At 60.5% G+C, this 18,453-nt stretch carries 21 protein-coding genes; 9 read left to right on the top strand and 12 right to left on the bottom strand.

Going from position 1 to position 18,453, the window contains the following annotated elements; all coding sequences use genetic code 11:
• Positions 1-35: 35 nt before the first annotated feature.
• Complete coding sequence (gene rpsP / locus EKK30_RS03720; protein ID WP_290980414.1) at positions 36-407, bottom strand: 30S ribosomal protein S16; 372 nt, start codon at positions 405-407, stop codon at positions 36-38.
• 42 nt (positions 408-449) lie between these two features.
• Positions 450-2,048, bottom strand: coding sequence for a signal recognition particle protein (gene ffh, locus EKK30_RS03715; RefSeq protein ID WP_290980412.1), 1,599 nt, complete (start codon positions 2,046-2,048; stop codon positions 450-452).
• A 421-nt stretch (positions 2,049-2,469) separates the two neighbouring features.
• On the opposite strand from ffh, the gene EKK30_RS03710 reads away from it, so the two are divergent.
• Entirely contained in the window at positions 2,470-3,762 is a 1,293-nt protein-coding gene (locus EKK30_RS03710; protein ID WP_290980409.1) for a DUF2130 domain-containing protein, read from the top strand.
• A gap of 26 nt (positions 3,763-3,788) precedes the next feature.
• Here EKK30_RS03710 and EKK30_RS03705 read toward each other — a convergent pair whose 3' ends face one another.
• Entirely contained in the window at positions 3,789-4,352 is a 564-nt protein-coding gene (locus EKK30_RS03705) for an acyloxyacyl hydrolase (RefSeq protein WP_290980406.1), read from the bottom strand.
• 122 nt (positions 4,353-4,474) lie between these two features.
• Complete coding sequence (locus EKK30_RS03700; RefSeq protein WP_290980403.1) at positions 4,475-4,669, bottom strand: hypothetical protein; 195 nt, start codon at positions 4,667-4,669, stop codon at positions 4,475-4,477.
• Between the two features lie 196 nt (positions 4,670-4,865).
• On the opposite strand from EKK30_RS03700, the gene dapF reads away from it, so the two are divergent.
• The 6 genes from dapF (at position 4,866) to EKK30_RS03670 (ending at position 10,117) form a co-directional block, all read left to right on the top strand.
• Positions 4,866-5,735, top strand: a complete 870-nt coding sequence (dapF, locus tag EKK30_RS03695; RefSeq protein WP_290980400.1) for a diaminopimelate epimerase — start codon at positions 4,866-4,868, stop codon at positions 5,733-5,735.
• A gap of 64 nt (positions 5,736-5,799) precedes the next feature.
• Entirely contained in the window at positions 5,800-7,062 is a 1,263-nt protein-coding gene (mtaB, locus tag EKK30_RS03690; RefSeq protein WP_290980397.1) for a tRNA (N(6)-L-threonylcarbamoyladenosine(37)-C(2))-methylthiotransferase MtaB, read from the top strand.
• Positions 7,059-8,138: a signal recognition particle-docking protein FtsY gene (gene ftsY / locus EKK30_RS03685; RefSeq protein ID WP_290980394.1), complete on the top strand. Its 1,080-nt coding sequence runs from the start codon at positions 7,059-7,061 to the stop codon at positions 8,136-8,138. The genes mtaB and ftsY overlap by 4 nt, the downstream gene beginning before the upstream one ends.
• A gap of 24 nt (positions 8,139-8,162) precedes the next feature.
• Positions 8,163-8,825 carry a septation protein IspZ gene (locus tag EKK30_RS03680; protein ID WP_290980391.1) on the top strand — a complete coding sequence of 221 codons (663 nt, stop codon included), beginning with the start codon at positions 8,163-8,165 and terminating at the stop codon, positions 8,823-8,825.
• A gap of 11 nt (positions 8,826-8,836) precedes the next feature.
• Complete coding sequence (locus EKK30_RS03675) at positions 8,837-9,454, top strand: septation protein A (protein ID WP_290980387.1); 618 nt, start codon at positions 8,837-8,839, stop codon at positions 9,452-9,454.
• Between the two features lie 192 nt (positions 9,455-9,646).
• Positions 9,647-10,117, top strand: a complete 471-nt coding sequence (locus EKK30_RS03670) for a MarR family transcriptional regulator (protein ID WP_290980385.1) — start codon at positions 9,647-9,649, stop codon at positions 10,115-10,117.
• Between the two features lie 43 nt (positions 10,118-10,160).
• Here the strand turns inward: EKK30_RS03670 and EKK30_RS03665 are convergent, their stop codons facing one another.
• Positions 10,161-11,192 carry an aspartate-semialdehyde dehydrogenase gene (locus EKK30_RS03665; protein ID WP_290980382.1) on the bottom strand — a complete coding sequence of 344 codons (1,032 nt, stop codon included), beginning with the start codon at positions 11,190-11,192 and terminating at the stop codon, positions 10,161-10,163.
• Between the two features lie 266 nt (positions 11,193-11,458).
• On the opposite strand from EKK30_RS03665, the gene EKK30_RS03660 reads away from it, so the two are divergent.
• Positions 11,459-11,911: a hypothetical protein gene (locus tag EKK30_RS03660; protein ID WP_290980379.1), complete on the top strand. Its 453-nt coding sequence runs from the start codon at positions 11,459-11,461 to the stop codon at positions 11,909-11,911.
• A 72-nt stretch (positions 11,912-11,983) separates the two neighbouring features.
• Here EKK30_RS03660 and leuB read toward each other — a convergent pair whose 3' ends face one another.
• On the bottom strand, positions 11,984-13,099 hold the full coding sequence (leuB, locus tag EKK30_RS03655; RefSeq protein ID WP_290980376.1) for a 3-isopropylmalate dehydrogenase: 1,116 nt from the start codon (positions 13,097-13,099) through the stop codon (positions 11,984-11,986).
• Between the two features lie 118 nt (positions 13,100-13,217).
• Between leuB and EKK30_RS03650 the strand changes: the two genes are divergently transcribed.
• Positions 13,218-14,237 (top strand): M23 family metallopeptidase, encoded by a 1,020-nt coding sequence (locus EKK30_RS03650; RefSeq protein WP_290980373.1) that lies wholly within the window; start codon positions 13,218-13,220, stop codon positions 14,235-14,237.
• Position 14,238: 1 nt separating this feature from the next.
• Here EKK30_RS03650 and EKK30_RS03645 read toward each other — a convergent pair whose 3' ends face one another.
• The 6 genes from EKK30_RS03645 to EKK30_RS03620 all read right to left on the bottom strand — a co-directional run bounded on the left by EKK30_RS03645 (position 14,239) and on the right by EKK30_RS03620 (position 18,336).
• Complete coding sequence (locus tag EKK30_RS03645) at positions 14,239-14,832, bottom strand: DUF4337 domain-containing protein (protein ID WP_290980370.1); 594 nt, start codon at positions 14,830-14,832, stop codon at positions 14,239-14,241.
• 33 nt (positions 14,833-14,865) lie between these two features.
• Positions 14,866-15,540 carry a 2,3-bisphosphoglycerate-dependent phosphoglycerate mutase gene (locus tag EKK30_RS03640; protein WP_290980367.1) on the bottom strand — a complete coding sequence of 225 codons (675 nt, stop codon included), beginning with the start codon at positions 15,538-15,540 and terminating at the stop codon, positions 14,866-14,868.
• Positions 15,541-15,581: 41 nt separating this feature from the next.
• Complete coding sequence (dapB, locus tag EKK30_RS03635; RefSeq protein WP_290980364.1) at positions 15,582-16,385, bottom strand: 4-hydroxy-tetrahydrodipicolinate reductase; 804 nt, start codon at positions 16,383-16,385, stop codon at positions 15,582-15,584.
• Between the two features lie 134 nt (positions 16,386-16,519).
• Entirely contained in the window at positions 16,520-17,053 is a 534-nt protein-coding gene (gene ppa, locus EKK30_RS03630) for an inorganic diphosphatase (RefSeq protein ID WP_290980361.1), read from the bottom strand.
• Positions 17,054-17,194: 141 nt separating this feature from the next.
• A complete protein-coding gene (locus EKK30_RS03625) occupies positions 17,195-17,701 on the bottom strand; it encodes a GNAT family N-acetyltransferase (protein ID WP_290980358.1) in 507 nt (168 codons plus the stop codon).
• Positions 17,702-17,859: 158 nt separating this feature from the next.
• Positions 17,860-18,336, bottom strand: coding sequence for a phasin family protein (locus EKK30_RS03620; protein ID WP_290980355.1), 477 nt, complete (start codon positions 18,334-18,336; stop codon positions 17,860-17,862).
• Between the last annotated feature and the right edge of the window lie 117 nt (positions 18,337-18,453).

Raw genomic sequence — 18,453 nt, 5'->3', positions numbered from 1 at the left:
CCGGAAGGCTTTTGAAACCGCGAAGTTCGCGAGTATCAGGCCTGCTCGCCCTGGGCGGCTTCGGCAGCCTTGGCGGCTTTTTCGGCGGCGGCGGCGGCGCGCTCCTGAGCCTTCTTCTTCGGCTTTGCCTTCTCCGGGTTGTTCTGAGCCGTGCGCTTCGCAAGCCCCTTGCCGTCGAGCAGGCGGAGAACACGATCGGTGGGCTGGGCGCCTACGCCGAGCCAATGCTTGACGCGGTCTTCGACGAGCTTCACGCGGTTCGGATCGTCCTTCTTCAGCATCGGGTCAAAGGTGCCGATCTGCTCGATATAGCGGCCATCGCGCGGGCTGGTGCCGTGAGCGACGACGACGTAGTAGTAGGGACGCTTCTTCGCGCCACCGCGCGACAAACGAATTTTCACCGACATGCTTTTCTTCTCCTGATCAAATCGTGTGAACTTGGTTGAAGATTATCGTTTCTTTCCGGGGATACCCGGGAACTTCGGCATTCCGCCGCCAAGGCCCGGCAATCCTTTTGGAAGCCCGCCGCCCAAACCGGGCAAGCCGCGCCCGAACCCGGGTGGCAGATTGGGCATTCCGCCAGATCCGGGCGTTGATGGCTGGACGCCGCTGGCGAGTTGTTCCTTGAGTTCGGCCGGAAGCTGTTCGAGCGCCTTGGGATCAAGCTTCGCGAGCTCAGCCTGCATCGACTGCAATTCAGCTTCCGAAGGACCGGCGCCCGTGCGGCCGAGGAACTTGTTCATCAGCCCGCCATTGCGGCCCATGGACTTCATCATGTCCGCCATCTGGCGGTGCATTTTGATCAGCTTGTTGATGTCCTCGGGTTTCGTGCCGGAGCCCGCAGCGATGCGGCGCTTCCTCTTGGCATCGAGGATCTTCGGGTTGCGGCGCTCTTTTGGCGTCATCGACGAGATGATCGCGCGCTGATGGACAAGGCTCTTGTCGAGACCGGCCTCGTTGATCTGGCCTTTGATCTTGGCGACGCCGGGAAGCATGCCGAGCACGCCGCCCATGCCGCCGAGCTTCTGCATTTGCGCAAGCTGGTCGGACAAGTCTTCGAGGTCGAACGACCCCTTCTTCATCTTCTCGGCGATCTTGGTCGCCTTTTCGACGTCGATCGTTTGCGCGGCCTTCTCGACGAGCGAGACGACGTCGCCCATGCCAAGAATGCGCGAAGCGATACGGCCGGGATGGAAATCCTCCAGCGCGTCCCACTTTTCGCCGACGCCGATGAGCTTGATCGGCTTGCCGGTGACGGCACGCATCGACAGCGCCGCGCCGCCGCGGCCATCACCGTCCGCGCGCGTCAATACGATGCCGGTGACGCCTATGCGGCCATCAAAGGCTTTCGCGGTGTTGACGGCGTCCTGGCCGGTGAGCGCGTCGGCAACGAGCAGAACTTCGTGCGGATGGATCGCGGCTTTGACATCGCGGACCTCGTCCATCAACTCTTCGTCGACGGTGACGCGGCCAGCGGTATCGTAGATCACGACATCGAAGCCGCCGAGTTTGGCTGCGTCTTCGGCGCGACGTGCGATCTGAAGCGGGTTCTGTCCGGCGATGATCGGAAGTGTTGCAACGCCGGTTTGCTCGCCAAGCACGCGCAGCTGTTCTTGCGCAGCGGGACGGCGCGTGTCGAGCGAGGCCATCAGGACCTTCTTGCGCTCGCGGTTCGTGAGCCGATACGCAATCTTGGCCGTCGTCGTCGTTTTGCCCGAGCCCTGCAGGCCGACCATCAGGATGCCGACGGGAGGGGCCGCATGAAGATCGATCGGCTCGGCGGTCGATCCCAGCGTCGAGACGAGTTCATCGTTGACGATCTTGACGACCATCTGCCCGGGAGTGACCGAGCGCAGCACCTCAGCACCAATGGCCTTCGCCTTCACCTTCTCGGTGAAGTCTTTCACGACGTCGAGGGCGACGTCGGCTTCGAGAAGGGCGCGGCGGACCTCGCGCATCGCCTCGCTGACGTCGCTCTCGGTCAGAGCGCCGCGGCGGGTGAGCTTATCGAGGACGCCGGAGAGGCGTTCTGTGAGCGATTGAAACATATGTTGCGGTCGCGGTTAGGTCGCTTCGCTCCCGCCTACGCGGGGGCGGCGCAACGTGTTGGCGGCCCTTGGCCGTTCGCCTCGCTGCGCTCGTCGAAGTGATGTCGCCGCTCGTCTCCTGCAAGTGCAAAACACAAAACGCACCCGGGGGCGCTACGCGCTGCCGGATGTTAACCCCCCTGCCTCCCGGACCCATTCGCGAGAAAAGGCCATGTGCAGGGCGGCGGCTCTGAGATCAGGCCGTCGGAATGGGGTGGGTATGGGGGAGCAGGTCCCTGCTGTCAACGGCAGAATCGGCCTGGATGCGTTTCGGCGCTTCAGCTCGATCCGCGACTCGCACAAGGATCACGCTCAAACGCGGGCTTGACGAGAACAAAAAGAGAACATAGACTTATCTGATGCGTTCAGAGGGATTTGAGTTTTGACCGAGCCAACAATCACTTGCCCCAGCTGCCAGACGCGCATTCCTCTTACGGAGTCGCTGGCGGCGCCGCTTATCGCGCAGACCAAGCGCCAGTTCGAGGCAGCTGCGGTACAGAAGGACCGTGAGATCGCAGCGAAGGAAGCCGCGATCCGGGAGCAGGCAAGCGCTTTGGAGAAAGCGCGGTCTTCACTTGAAGATATTGTCGCCCAGAAGCTTGCCGCCGAGCGCCAACGCATTGCCGGCGAAGAGGCCGCGAAGGCGAAGCTTCGCGCGGCAGACGAGATCAACGCAAAGTCCAAAGAGCTGTCCGAGCTTCAGGAGATTCTGCAAGAGCGCAATCAGAAGCTCGCAGACGCGCAGAAGGCGCAAGCCGAGTTCGTGGAGAAAGAGAGAAAGCTCGACGACGAGCGGCGCGCGATGGAATTGACGATTCAAACGCGCATTACCGCGGGCCTCGATGGCGAACGTGTCAAGGCCAAGCAGGAAGCCGAGGAAGCGCTGGGTCTGCGCGTCAAGGAGAAGGAAGAGCAGATCGCCGGCATGCAGCGGCAAATCGAGGAGTTGAAGCGCAAGGCCGAGCAGGGTTCGCAACAGCTCCAGGGTGAGGTGCTGGAACTGGAGCTTGAGAACATGCTGCGGGCCAAGTTCCCGTTCGACGCGTTCGAGCCCGTCGGGAAAGGCGAATTCGGTGGCGATCTCATTCAACGGGTCGTCGGCCCGTCGGGGGCGTCGTGCGGAACGATCCTGTGGGAGAGCAAAAGAACGAAAGCCTGGGGCGGAGATTGGATCGCGAAACTCAAGGAAGACCAGAGACGTGCGAAGGCCGACGTGTCGATCATCGTCTCGACCGCGCTACCGAAAGGCGTCCACACATTCGATAGTGTCGATGGCGTTTGGGTTTCGGAATTTCGTTGCGCCATCCCGGTCGCGCTGGCCTTGCGTCAGTTCCTCATCGAAGTCGCGACTGTACGCGTCGCGGGCGAAGGTCAACAGACCAAAATGGAGCTCGTCTACGAGTATCTGACGGGTCCGCATTTTCGCCGGCGCGTCGGCGCGATCGTCGAAAAATTCACCGAAATGCGCGCGGACCTCGACAAAGAACGCAAAGCCATGATGAAGATCTGGGCCAAGCGTGAGGCGCAGATCACGATCGTACTCGACGCAACCGCAGGGATGATCGGCGACCTTCAGGGCATCGCCGGCAAAGCGCTGAAAGAGATCGATGGCTTCGATCTACCAGGTATCGAAGATCAGCGGGTGGACGACGAGGAACCGATCGCGGCCGAGTAGAGCGTGGGCGCCGCGGACCGCCGCTCTCAGAACCGGTAGCCGTATCTGACGCCGATGCGGTCCATTCCCTCGTTGTACGTCTGGGTGTAGGCGTTCGACATGTGCTCGAAATAGACCGAGATGTCGTTGTGGGCATCGAGGTGGTAGCCCACTTCCATCGGGATGTGGAAGAGCACGCGGGAGCCCAGCCATTTGCGATCGGGATCGGATCCGGGGCCGCCGATTTCGCCATCGTGAATGGCGGCGCCGAGACCGATGCCGAAGAACAGCCCCGATGGGCAATCGCCCTGCCAACGCGCGTCGATATAACCGTCGCTCGTTTGGCCGCGCGTATTGATCGAGCCGCCGATCACGGGCCGGATCGCGCCCCACGGCAAAGCGAGCGCGGCGTTGAATTGAGCTTCGATATTGATGTCGACGGCGTTCTTCTCGACTTGGAAGCCGCTCCAAAGTCCGGGAACGTCATGCGCGAGGGCGCCGATCTTCAAGGCGTAGAGCATATCCCCGGCGGCGGCGCCGGAGCTTGCGGCGGCAAGCGCGATCAGGCCGCCAAGGCAAGCCGCTGCAGCGCCGCGCAGGATCCTCATCATTCGGAAAGATGCCCCCAACACCCTAACCACGAGCAACCTGTGCGCCGATTTCGCCGGCGTCGCAAGATCGGGCGCGGGAATTTGGACGGGCAGTGCTCGGCCGACACACACCCGAGGCCGGGCTAGCGGGCGGTCGGATGGTTCGCTTTTTTCTCCGCGCGCTTCAGAGCCTTGCTCCAGGCCCTCGCCAATCGGAAGACGCGGCGTTCATAGGCGCGCTCATCTGGGGTCAGGCAGATGCACCCATAGCAATAGCAGGGGCGGGCACGGGCGAGAGCAATGCGGAAGAGGAGGGCGTTGTAGTCGGAGTGCGTCATCGGGATCTCGGGAAAGAAAACGACGCGGGGAGAGAACAACTTGGTGGTTTTCGAAGCTTCCTAACGGCCGGGAAAGAAAGTTTGTTCCCGCGGGAGGACAAGGGGTGAAATGTTTCTGCCCCCTGTGCCGCGAGGTCCGCCCCAGTATTAGCGTTCGGAATTGTCATTTGCACCGGATCTCGCCATATAGGCCACCATGAACACGGCGGCGACCCTCCCTTTTCTTAAGATGAACGGCCTCGGCAACGAGATCGTTGTCGTCGATTTGCGTAACAGCGCCAAGACGTTCACCCCGGAGGAGGTTGCAGCTGTCGCCGCGGACCGGATTTCGCGGTTCGATCAGATGATGGTTCTTCACGCGCCGCGCACGAGCGGGACCCTGTCCTATGTGCGCATTTACAACGCGGACGGATCGGAAGCCGGCGCGTGCGGCAACGGTATGCGGTGCGTCGGGTGGTTCCTGTCGGAGGGCGGCGCCAAAGACCGGTTCCTCGTTGAAACGCGTGCTGGTGTTCTCGGAACCATCGTCCGGGATCAGGCTTCGATCACGGTCGACATGGGCGAACCAAAGTTCGGCTGGCAGGAAATTCCGCTGGCGGAGGAATTCCGCGACACTCGTGCGATCGAGCTGCAAGTCGGACCGATCGATAATCCCGTCTTGCATTCGCCATCCGTCGTCAATGTCGGCAATCCCCATGCCGTGTTTTGGGTCGACGACGTGGAGGCCTACGACCTTGGCCGATTCGGGCCGTTGCTTGAAAATCATCCGATCTTTCCGGAGCGCGCGAACATCTCGCTGGCGCAGGTGACGTCGGACGCATCGATCCTGCTTCGTACCTGGGAGCGCGGCGCAGGCCTGACGCTCGCCTGCGGCTCGGCAGCGTGCGCGGCAGCCGTTTGCGCGGCACGCAAGAAGCTCACCGGTCGCCAAGTGGCGGTCACGCTGCCCGGCGGCGCTCTCGATATCCAATGGGCGGAGAACAATCGCATCCTCATGACGGGCCCTGTGGAGTTCGAGTACGAAGGGGCCATCGATTTTTCCAAGTTGACCAAGGTGTCCGTCTAGTCGCGCAGGCCGAACACGACGTGCGGCCATCCGGACGTTTTCAGAAAAGAGACGATTGCGTTTCATGTCCGAACCCCAAGTGATCACGCTCGGCTGCCGGCTCAATACGTATGAGTCCGAGGTCATGCGCCGTCACGCGCGCGCGGCTGGGCTCGACAATGCGATCATCGTCAACACGTGCGCCGTAACAAACGAAGCCGTGCGGCAGGCCGCGCAAACCGTTCGCCGGCTTCGTCGCGAGCAGCCCGAAGCGAGGATCATCGTGACGGGATGCGCGGCGCAGATCGAGCCCGAGCGCTTCGCCGAGATGCCGGAAGTCGATCACGTCGTAGGAAACGATGAAAAGACCAAGGCGGAAACGTTCGCGGGATTGTCTCTCGAAACCGGCGCGCGCGTTCAGGTCAACGACATCATGAGCGTGCGGGAATCGGCGCTGCATTTGATCGACGGTTTCGGATCGCGCACCCGCGCTTATGTGCAAATTCAGAATGGCTGCGATCATCGTTGCACGTTTTGCATCATCCCCTTCGGGCGTGGCCCTTCGCGATCGGTTGCTGCCGGCGAGATCGTCACGCAAGTCAGAGCGCTCGTCGAAAAAGGTTATGCCGAGATCGTTTTGACCGGCGTCGACATAACGTCGTATGGCCGCGATCTTCCAGGAGCCGCAACGCTTGGGAAGCTCGTCCGCCAAGTGCTGAAGCACGTGCCAGAGCTCAAACGCCTGCGTCTTTCGTCGATCGATCAGGTTGAAGCCGACCAGGATCTGATGGTTGCGCTTCGTGACGAGGAACGCCTGATGCCGCATCTGCATCTGTCGTTGCAGGCGGGCGACGACTTGACGTTGAAGCGCATGAAACGCCGTCACTTGCGCGCCGACGCCATCTCCTTTTGCGAGCAAACCCGAAAGATCCGCCCGGATGTCGTCTTCGGCGCTGACCTCATCGCAGGATTTCCGACGGAAACCGAGGCGATGTTCGAGAATTCTTATCGTATCGTCGATGAGTGCGGCCTGACGTATCTGCACGTTTTTCCATTTTCGGCGCGGCGCGGGACACCGGCTGCGCGGATGCCGCAACTCTCCGGCACGACCATCAAGGAACGCGCGGCAAGGCTGCGTGAAAAAGGAAGTTCAGTGCTCTCTTCTTACCTTCAGTCTCAGCCGGGCCGCGTCGTCGACGTGCTCATCGAAGGCGCCGGCAAAGGACGCACGCCGCATTTTGCCGAAGTGGTCTTCCAAGGCGACAAGCCCGGTGCGGCCGGAGCCATCATCCGGACCCGGATCACCGGCGCCGATCAGCAGCATCTCGTCGGTGAGGCCTCGGCGTGAGCGAGCAGAAAGACAAAGGCAAGGGACTGTTCGGCCGGTTCTTCAAGGGTGGATCGCAGCCGCAGCCGGAAGAGGTTGCAACCGAGGCGCAGCCAGAGGCCAAGGTTGAAGTCCTGCTGCCCGATGAAAACCCGAAGGCCGTGGCCGAACCCATTCCAGCGAAGGCGAACTGGTTTCAGCGGCTGAAATCGGGGCTTGGCAAAACCTCATCCAAGCTGACAACGGGAATTACCGATCTTTTCTCGAAGCGAAAACTCGACGCCGAGACGATCGATGATCTTGAGGATCTTCTGATCCAATCCGACCTCGGCTTGGAAACGACGAGCCGCATCACTGCGGCAATCGGCAAAGGTCGCTTCGAAAAGGGCATCTCCGGTGACGAGGTGCGCGACGTTCTCGCAACCGAGGTGGAGCGGGTTCTTACACCTGTCGCCAAGCCGCTTGTCATAAAGGCGTCGCATAAGCCGCACGTCATCATGATGGTGGGCGTCAACGGTACCGGCAAGACGACCACAATCGGCAAGCTGGCGACAAAATTCAGATCCGAAGGCAAATCGGTTTTGCTGGCCGCCGGCGATACGTTTCGCGCGGCCGCCATCGACCAGTTGAAGGTTTGGGGCGAACGAACGGGGTGTCCGGTTATCGCGCGTGATGTCGGAGGCGATTCGGCAGGCCTTGCGTTTGACGCCTTGAAACAGGCGCAAGCATCGGGCGCGGATGTGCTTTTGCTCGACACGGCGGGCCGTCTTCAAAATAAGCAAGTGTTGATGGAAGAACTCGAGAAAGTTACGCGCGTTCTAAAGAAACTCGATCCGAGTGCGCCGCACGACGTTGTCCTTGTGCTCGATGCGACGACGGGTCAAAACGCACTTCAGCAAGTCGAGGTCTTTCGCGACCGTGCAGGCGTAACAGGGTTGGTCATGACGAAACTCGACGGAACGGCGCGTGGCGGCATCCTTGTCGCGATCGCAGCCAAATTCGGTTTGCCGGTTCACGCCGTCGGCGTTGGTGAAAGCGCGGACGACTTGCAGCCTTTTTCGGCCGCAGAGTTCGCGCATGCCATCGCCGGAAAATAAGCCTTGGGGGAACGGAATCGCCTAATGACGCAAGACGTGAACATTCGCAATGCTTCTGCCGCGCCAGCCCGAAAGAGCTGGTTTCCCTTCAATGCCGAGCAGACGATCAATATTCTGAGCGAGTTCGGACCGCTCGTCACGATGTTCATCGTCAATGCCGTACTCGGCATCAACGCCGGCACGTGGGCGCTGATCATCACGACCATGATGGCGATCGGGGTGATGTTCTACATGTTCCACCGGCCGCCGATCTTTCCGCTTATCGCATCGAGCGTGACGGTGGCATTCGCCACGCTCACGATCATCACCGGCGATCCGATGTGGGTGCAGATCAAGGTGACGATCTTCAATGCGCTGTTCGGCATCTTTCTGATCGGCGGATTGTTCGTGAAGCACAACTTCTTCCAGTACGTCTTCGAGAAGACCTTCCGCTACACGGATGAAGGCTGGAACAAGTTCACCTGGAGCTTTGCGCTTTTCTTCTTTCTGACGGCTGCTGCCAACGAATACGTGCGCAGAGTTTACGTCGAGGATCACCTCTATCAGATCTTCGGTCATGAAATGAGCGGCGTTAATGTCTGGATCCTGTTCAAGGTCGCGATTGTGCTTCCGGTGTCGGGGCTTTATGCCTGGGTGCTCACGCGATTGATGCAAAAGTATCGGCTGCCCGATCCTGCGCACGAATAAGGACCAAAGCCATGTCCGAGCAGAACAAGCTGTCGAACGCCAGCGAAGGTCCGCACCTCGATCGCAAGCAGATCATAAAGTTGATGATCGAGCTTGGACCGCTGCTCGTGTTTTTCATCACCAACAGCCACTATGGAATTTTTGCCGGTACGGCGGCGTTCATGGCGGCGACGGTGGTGTCGCTGATCGCGTCGCATTTCTTGCTTGGGCGGGTCGCGACCATGCCCCTCGTCACGGGAATATTCGTTTTAGTGTTCGGCGGTCTCACGATCTATCTGCAGGACGATCATTTCATCAAATTGAAGCCGACGATCGTAAACGGTCTGTTCGGAGCGATATTGCTTGCCGGTCTGATGTTCGGGAAACTTTTCCTGAAGATCGTGTTCGGCGACGTCATGCATTTGACAGAAGACGGCTGGCGCGTGCTGACGATCCGCTGGGCGCTATTTTTCTTCGTGCTGGCCGTGTTGAACGAAGTGGTGTGGCGCGCCTTCTCGACCGACACCTGGGTAACTTTCAAAGTCTTCGGCATCATGCCGCTGACGTTCGTGTTTGCGATGGCGCAAATCGGCATTTTAAAAAAATACGATGCGTCCGGTGCAGCTGACAGCGGTCCGCGGGTCGACTGATCGACACTGCGCGCAGCGTGCAGGCTTTTGCGGCGCACGCTAGGAATCGTTCTAATTTGCAATGGCTTCTGCAATTTTGCTGGACGCGCGGCCACGCGTAGTGTTTCTTGTTCAGTATTCGAAAGATGAGTGGTTTTGTTCACGCGCCGAGCAACTCTGGCGTTCCGCGCGACAAGACCGGTGGGGCATTGAATGGCACGAGAAACTGCAGGCAACCGTCTCGAACGGTCGCCTTTGCATTTGCTGCACAGGGCGGGGCAATGTGCAGCGGAAATCTTCCAGGTCGAGTTAGGTTCTGACGATCTCACGCCGCGGCAGTTTGCGATTCTCCTGACCGTCGCGCAGAACGAAGGGCTCAATCAGACGCAGCTCGTCGAGATGACCGGCATCGATCGGTCGACGCTTGCCGACGTCGTCCGGCGGATGCTCAAGAAGGGCTTGCTTCAGCGCCGCCGCACGCGCGATGACGCGCGGGCCTACGCCGTCAAGTTGACGGAAGAAGGCGCGAGGGTGCTCAAGACACACGATCCGATGGCGCGCCGCGTCGATGAGCGCATCCTGTCGAGCCTGCCGGCGCAGCAGCGCGACCGCTTTCTGCAGGACCTCAGCTCGATCGTGCAAACACTCAACAAGATCAGGGAAAAAGAAAACGCCGGCAAGTGACTTGCCGGCGCTTCTTTTTTTCAAGCTTGCGATAAAGGGCGGATCACGCCGCCTTTTGCGGCAGCAACCGCTGATTGACGATCGTCTCGGCGATCTGCACGGCGTTGAGCGCGGCGCCTTTCAGAAGATTGTCGGAGACGATCCACATCGTCAGGCCATTTTCGACGGTCGCGTCCTCGCGGATACGGGAGACGAACGTCGCGTATTCGCCGGCCGCTTCAACCGGCGTGATGTAGCCGCCAGGCTCGCGCTTATCGATTACCATGATGCCTGGTGAGGCGCGCAGGATGTCGCGTGCTTCCTCCGGCGTAATCGGCTTGGCGAACTCGATGTTGACGGCCTCCGAGTGACCGACGAAGACGGGCACGCGGACGCACGTCGCCGTCAGCTTGATCTTGGGATCCAAGATCTTCTTCGTCTCGGCCAGCATCTTCCATTCCTCTTTGGTGTAGCCGTCTTCCATGAAGACGTCGATGTGAGGAATGCAGTTGAAGGCGATCTGCTTCGGGAACTTCCTCGGTTCGAGTTCCTGGCCCGGAACGTACTTACCTTTGGTCTGCTGCCAGAGCTCGTCCATGGCGTCCTTGCCGGCGCCCGAGACGGATTGATAGGTCGAGACCACGACACGGGTGATCGTCGCCGCGTCATGCAGAGGTTTTAGCGCCACCACAAGCTGAGCGGTGGAGCAGTTCGGGTTGGCGATGATGTTCTTTTTCGTGAAACCGCGGATTGCGTGGCTGTTCACTTCCGGCACGATGAGCGGCACGTCCTGGTCGTAGCGCCAGCAGGACGAGTTATCGATCACGATCGCGCCCTGTGCGCCGATCCGCGGCGACCACTCTTTCGAAACGGTGGAGCCTGCCGACATCAAGCAGAAGTCGACGCCCGCGAAGTCGAAGTTCTCAAGGTCGCGGCATTTGATGACCGAGTCACCGAACGAAACTTCGGTTCCAATCGAGCGGCGCGAAGCAAGGGCGTAAAGCTCGCTGATCGGAAATTTCCGCTCGGCGAGCACGTTCAGCATCTCGCGGCCAACGTTGCCGGTGGCGCCGACAATGGCGACCTTGTAGCCCATGAGTTTTCAGGTCCTTGAAATTGCGGGTTTTGCGCCAGAATCACGCCTGGACGCAGCGTCTGTTCGCTGGGCGTTCACATACGCGGCTCGGGCGCGAGTTTCAAGGCGCGTCAAGGCCGCTGGTGCCGAGAGTTGGAGGGATCCGCGCTCTTACCCCGATCTTAAGCGTCAGCCCGTTACAGAAGGTTCTGGAGACGGCCGCGAAGGCGCCCCACTATTGGAAGCATAATCCGATGATCGAAACCGCCGCGAAGGGCTGAGGTGACGTGCGTTTCTTGCAAAAGCTTCTGATCCTCGCAGCCGCAGTGACCGCTTTCAGCCTGGCGGGCCCTATGCCGCGATCGGCCGCCATATCGGCGTGGCTGAACGATGCGGAGTTGCAGCGCTTCTCAAATGCCACCATCGAAGGGCGTTATGCGAGCGGGAAGGCGTTTAGCGAGCATTACGGCAGCAACGGTCGCCTGAGCTACGTCGAGCGGGGAATGACGCTTGGCGGCCACTGGTCGATCACGCAGGGCTCCCTGTGCACCATCTATGACTTCGACGAAACCGGCGGCTGTTACCGTGTCATGCGCGTCGATACGAACTGCTATGAATTCTACTTCGTCTCACGTACCGAGCAGGCGGTTCCAGGGCCCGAAGGCGGCAAGCCGCGATGGACGGCGCGCGGCGCCATCCAAGGACAGCCGAGCGCCTGCAAGGACGAGCCGTCTGTCTGATGGCGCTGGCGACTTCCCTGCGGGGAGCCGGCCGCCAGCGCGGCTGCCGTTCTCGTTCGAGGATGCCGATCCCTAAGCTGCGAGGGTTTTGAGCTCGGTTTCGATGGCTTTGCCCATCTCGCCGGTGCCGACCTTCGTCATGCCCGGTTGCATGATGTCGCCGGTGCGCAGACCTTTATCGAGCACCTTGGCGATCGCCTGTTCGACGAAATCTGCTTCCTTCCCAAGATCGAAGGAATAGCGCAGGGCCATAGCGAACGACGCGATCGTCGCGATCGGATTGGCAAGGCCCTGGCCGGCAATATCCGGCGCGGAGCCGTGCACCGGCTCGTAGAGCGCCTTGCGGCGGCCTGTCTTGGGATCAGGAGCACCCAAAGAGGCGGACGGCAACATGCCGAGCGACCCCGTCATCATCGCAGCTTCGTCCGACAGGACATCGCCGAACAGGTTATCGGTGACGATCACGTCGAACTGCTTGGGATTGCGGATCAGCTGCATGGCGCAGTTGTCGGCGAGGATATGCTCGAGCTTTACGTCGGGCGCGTAGGTTTTGTGGACTTCCGTCGTCACCTGCTTCCAGAGCACGCCGGTACGCATGACGTTGTGCTTCTCGGCCGAGTGGACGAGGTTTCGACGCTTGCGCGCGAGGTCGAAAGCCACCTTGGTGATCCGTTCGACTTCGTGGGTGGTGTAGACCTGCGTATCGACGGCGCGACGTTCACCGTTTTCGAGCGTGACGATTTCCTTCGGTTCGCCGAAGTAGACGCCGCCCGTCAGCTCGCGCACGATCATGATGTCGAGGCCCTCGACAAGTTCGCGCTTCAAGCTCGATGCATCGGCAAGGGCCGGATAGCAGATCGCGGGGCGAAGATTGGCAAAGAGGCCAAGATCCTTGCGCAAGCGTAGCAGACCCGCTTCGGGGCGATGTTGATAGGGGACTTCCGCCCACTTCGGTCCGCCGACCGCGCCGAAGATCACGGCGTCGGCGTTCTGAGCCTTCGCCATCGCCTCTTCGGTGATGGAGACGCCATGCGCGTCGTAGGCAGCGCCGCCGACGAGATCGCGCTCAGTCGTGAACTGGACCGCGTTGCTCTTGGCATTGAAGAACGCGATAAGCCGCTCGACCTCCGCGATGGTTTCGACGCCGATGCCATCGCCTGGAAGAAGGAGGAGGGTGTGCGTCGTCATCGGTTAACAATCCTTGCTCAACTGTTCGGGAATTCGGTCGGTGGGAGTGCTAGCGTTTGGCTCGGCGGCGGGCAAGCACCCCGCGCCTGAAAACGGCACTATAGCGCAGAGGCGTTCTATGCAACCAAGGGGGCCATCGCCGGCAATTTTGCTTTCAGTGCTGGGCCTTGGCGTATGGCTGTCGCCCCATGCGCTTGCGCAAGAGCGTCCGCAGCTTTCGATGCCGCTCGTCTGCCAGCCGCACAAGACCTGCTTCATCCAGACCTATGTCGATGACGATCCGGGCCGGGGCGCCAAAGACTACATGTGCGGGACGGCGACCTACGACAAGCACAGCGGCGTCGACTTCCGTCTGCTGTCGGCCGCTGCCGCCACGAAGACGCCGTTTGCGGTCATCGCATCCGCCGATGGAACGGTGAAGGCGGTACGTGATGGCGTGACCGACGTTTTCTTCAAGGCGGCGAAGCCGCAGGATGTCTCCGGCCGCGAGTGCGGCAATGGCGTAATCCTGGAGCATGCGGATGGGTGGGAAACGCAATACTGCCATTTGCGTAAAGGCAGCGTTCGCGTCAGCAAGGGGCAATCGGTCAAGCGTGGCGCGCAGCTCGGTGAAGCAGGCTATTCCGGCACCGCGGATTTTGCGCAAGTGCATCTGAGCGTCCGCCACAATGGCAAGATCGTCGATCCGTTTCTGCCCGACGCGCCTCAGGGTTCGTGCGACCCGAATGCGAAAGGCCCGGGGCTTTGGGAGCCAGAAGTCGCCGCCGCTTTTCCCTACCGCAATGGAGAGGTGATTGGTGCGGGCTTCGCGGGCGGGCCGCCGGACGTCAATGCGCTCGAAGCTGATGATCAGGACATCGTCGCTCTCAACGCGACGTCTGAAGGCTTCGTGCTCTACGGTCGGTTCATCAATCTCAAGAAGGGCGACCGCATCAATTTCACCGCCCTTGGCCCGGGCGGCGAGCTGTTCGACGAAACGAGCGATCCCGTCGATCGGGACAAGGCAACGTTCGTGGCTTTCGTCGGCAAGAAACGCAGCCACGATCCTTGGCCGACAGGACATTACGACGGGCGCGTCGCGCTCGTTCGTGACGGTGGGATCATCGCGACGAACGTCGTCAGTGCCGATGTGAAGTAAGTTAGGACAGGAATCCCGGCAGCGGAAAAGCGAGCGTAAAACCGCCGAAGGTCGAGAGCGTGCCAAGACCGCCCAAGACGAAGCTGACGTAGAGCAGCATGTTGCCGCCGGAAATCAGGGCAACCGAAGCGAGAACGATTGCGATCTGCAAAAGCGCCTGGCCGTAATCGAAATACGGGTTTTTCGCCAATGCCTGGTCGCGTGAGGCTTCGAGCGCCTTGCCCTTCGCGAAAAGCTCGTCGAGACCTTCGCCACTCTTGGGATCGCTCGTCAGCTGCTTGTCCTGCGCTTTGTAGGCGGCAATTTTTTCCTGGATGGACTTTTTCACATCGTCCGGCATGGACGGCTGCGCCAAAAGCATCGTTTCGAAGTTTTCGGCATGCAGGCGCAAGGACTGACGGCGCGCGTTCTTGGCCTGGAAGAACGACCAGTCGTTGGATGCCGCGATGTTCTGCTGAAGGGCATCCTGTTGGGCATTGCTGCCGCCCAAACTGCAGATCGCCAGGATGACTGCGAGGATGCCTACATAAATGCCGATGAGCTTATCGCGCGATTTCATATTCTCGCGATCGGCAGCGAGTTCTTCCAGCGCCATGCGATGATCCCCCGACTGAACGTATGCGGCTGTTCACATGATATGGTCTTCGGGCGGCGCGGCGAGCGATCGGGCGGGCAGAAGATCCTTGCGATCGATCGCGCGTCCATCCGCGCCGAGGCGGTACAGAATGGGGGCGCCGGTGGCAAGCTCTCTCTCGAGGATTTCGTCCTTGTCGAGGTTTTCAAGGATCATGACGAGCGCGCGAAGGGAATTGCCGTGCGCGGCAATGATCACGTTTTTGCTGGCGGTAATCTGGGGCCAGATCGCCTTGTCGTAATAGGGGCGAACGCGGGCCAGCGTATCTTTCAGACTTTCGCCTTCAGGAGGCGCGATGTCGTAAGAGCGGCGCCACTTCTGAACTTGCGACTCGCCCCACTTCTTGCGGGCCTCGTCCTTGTTCAGGCCCGACAACGCGCCGTAATCGCGCTCATTGAGTGCGGCGTCGCGAATGATTGGCACGTCGGGCTGACCGAGCTCGGATAGGATGATGTCCAGCGTGCGCTGGGCGCGCTTTAATGCGCTGGTGAAGGCGATGTCGAATTTCACGCGATGATCGCGTATCATCCGCCCAGCCACGCGGGCTTCGATGACGCCTTTTTCGGTCAGATCGGGATTGCGCCAACCGGTGAAGAGATTGAGCTTGTTCCACTCACTCTCGCCGTGCCGCACGAGCACCAGGATATTGTCCGTCAGAGCGTCGGTCATGTTTCCCGTCTAGACGTCACCAGCCGTTTTGCGGCTCTTCTTTAAACCCTAATGCCTAATACATCCGTCATATCGTAAAGACCTGGTGCACGGCCTTTTGTCCAAAGCGCGGCTTTCACCGCACCTCGAGCGAAAATTCCACGGTCGGTCGCGCGATGGGTCAGTTCGATGCGTTCGCCCTCTCCCGCAAAAATGACTGTGTGGTCGCCTACAACCGTCCCACCGCGCAACGTTGCGAAACCGATATCGCCCCGATTGCGGGGCCCGGTAACGCCATCACGAACGCGGACGGCGTGATCCTTCAGGGCAAGGCCTCGGCCCGATGCGGCAGCCTCGCCCAGCATCAAAGCCGTGCCGGAGGGCGCGTCGACCTTCATGCGGTGATGCATTTCAACGATTTCGATATCGAAGTCGTTCCCCAATGCGGCCGCAGCCTGGCGCGTCAGAGCCAACAGGAGGTTGACGCCGAGGCTCATGTTTCCGGCCTTGACGATGGCGGTTGATTTCGCGGCTTCGGCGATCGCAGCCTCGGTGCCAGCCTCAAAACCGGTCGTGCCGATGATCGCAGCAGTTCCCGATTTCGCCGCCAGCCGGGCGAATTCGATACTGGCTTTGGGGACCGTGAAATCGACGATGGCGTCGGCGGCAGCGATAACAGCAGGTGCATCATCGGAAACCGCGATGCCGATCGGGTCGAGGCCGGCGAGCGTGCCGATGTCTTTGCCGAGCACGGGGGAGCCTGCGGTTTCGGTCGCGCCACTGATGCTGCAATCGGGGTCGGCCGCGATCGCGCAAATCAGTTCGCGGCCCATTCGGCCAGCCGCGCCCATAATGGCGATCTTCATGACATCTCCGGTCGGATCGACGTTGCCAGTCGGCGGGCCGATATAGCAACGCCGTCACACGAGCGTAAAGAGGATGCCGGCGAAAATCGCCGCTGCGCGGGACAAAGATCCTGTTTGCTGATGCCTATCAACGATCAGGCGGGCGCTTTCGCACGCGCCAAGGCCTTCACGATCAAGTCGCGTGCTTCGTCGGCATGGCCCCAGTGGTCGATCTTCACCCACTTGCCCGGCTCGAGATCCTTGTAGTGGGCAAAAAAGTGCTCGATCTGCTCAACCGAAATCTTGGGCAGGTCGGTGTAGGTCTTGACCGACTCGTAGCGCTTGGTGAGCTTGCTCGATGGAACGGCGATGATCTTTTCGTCGCCGCCGCCGTCGTCTTCCATCACCAGGACCCCGACCGGGCGGCAGTTGATAACCGCGCCGGGAAAGATCGCGCGCGTATTGCAGACGAGAACGTCGATCGGATCGCCGTCCGTCGAGAGCGTATGGGGAACAAAGCCGTAATTCCCCGGATAGCGCATCGGCGTGTAGAGGAAGCGGTCGACGTAGAGAGCGCCCGAAGCCTTATCCATTTCGTATTTGATCGGCTCGCCGCCGACCGGGACTTCAATCACGACATTGATGTCTTCAGGCGGGTTCTTGCCGGGCAGAATGGCGTCGAGACGCATTGGAGAGCAACCTCAAGTCATATCGTTTTGCTTTGGGCGCCACCCTTGCCGCGAAAGACGGGAGCGCACAACCGATCTTAGGTCGCACATCCAGAGTTAACGATTTGGACCGTCAAGGGCTGTGGCGGGCCCCGGCCCAGTTCACCACTCGAAGGCGATCCGCGAGTTCATACCCTTGCCGAGGCGCACGCAGGAGCGGCGGGTGGCCCGGCCTCCGCACTGCCGGTAGAAGGCGTGCGCCTTCTCGTTCTCCTCGAGGGCCCAGACGATCAGACGCTCAAGGTCGAGCGCGTCCAAGGTCGCACGGCACGCCTCGAACAAATGCTCGCCCATGCCGAGACCCTGGTAGGGCGGCGCGAGATAGATTTCGTAAATTTCGCCGCTATCGCGACCGCCGCCCCGGGCACGACCGCACGTGGCGTAACCGGCGATGGTCTCGCCATGGAGGACGACCAACAGGTTGCGCTCTGCCGCTACGGCACGGCGCCACCAGCTCGCGTCGCGACGCAGGATCTCACGTTCCAGATAGAGTGAAGGGAGGATGCCGGTGTAGGCCTGCCGCCAGGAATCGCGGAAAATCTCGGCGAGGACGGAGGCGTCTGCAGGACGAGCGTTGCGGACAGAAACCTTGAGGCTCTGGTTCAACATAACTTCACTCTAACCCGAAGCGGAAGAAAACGCATCAGAGTCGGTGCGGCGGGAGAAAATAAAAAAAGGCGCGGAACACACGTTCCGCGCCTAGAACTTCAAGTGACGTGCCCCACTCGACGCATGCAGTATGCACACGCTGCATTCGTCATTGGATATTAGCCGACGGTCTTCAGCTGCTCGAACGACTTGGTCGTTGCCGAGCCGACCGTTTCAAGAGCCTGCTTCGTCACTTTGCTGGAAAGCTCGAACAGCTCCTTAGACTGCGAGCCGGCGACAGCGAACTGCTGCTGCCAGTAGTTCGCCTGGAGGCGTGCGATCTCGGGGAAGGTGCGGGCGCGAGCCATCGCCTGAGCAGCTTCGAATGCCGCTTCGGTGTTCGCAAGCGTATTGGCAACGATCTTCTCGCCGATCGACTTGGCGCCAGCCTGGGTCGTCAGCAACACTTCCTCGGCGACCTTAGCATTGTCCTTCGCGAAGGACGTCAGCTTGTGGTAAGCGTCGCGCGACTTCGCGATCGCGTCTTCTGCGAATGCCGAGAGGTTCTCCGGAACCTTAGCGTCCTTGCCGGCCGTGAACATCTCTTGAGCCTGCTTGGTGAAGTCTTGGACTTGTCGCGTAAAGGCGTCGGTCATGGGGGTCACTCCTGGATTATCAGTGTCTGCTTAAATGAAATTTCGAATGGTGCGTCTGGTGCCCGATGGGGCAATGCCAGTGCGTGAAATATAAGCAATTGAATGGTGCGTTGCAAT

This window comes from Hyphomicrobium sp., assembly GCF_003987855.1.
Classification (GTDB): domain Bacteria; phylum Pseudomonadota; class Alphaproteobacteria; order Rhizobiales; family Hyphomicrobiaceae; genus Hyphomicrobium_B.
Note: the sequence above shows the minus strand (reverse complement) of the source record. Positions and strands in the feature narration are given on the sequence as shown.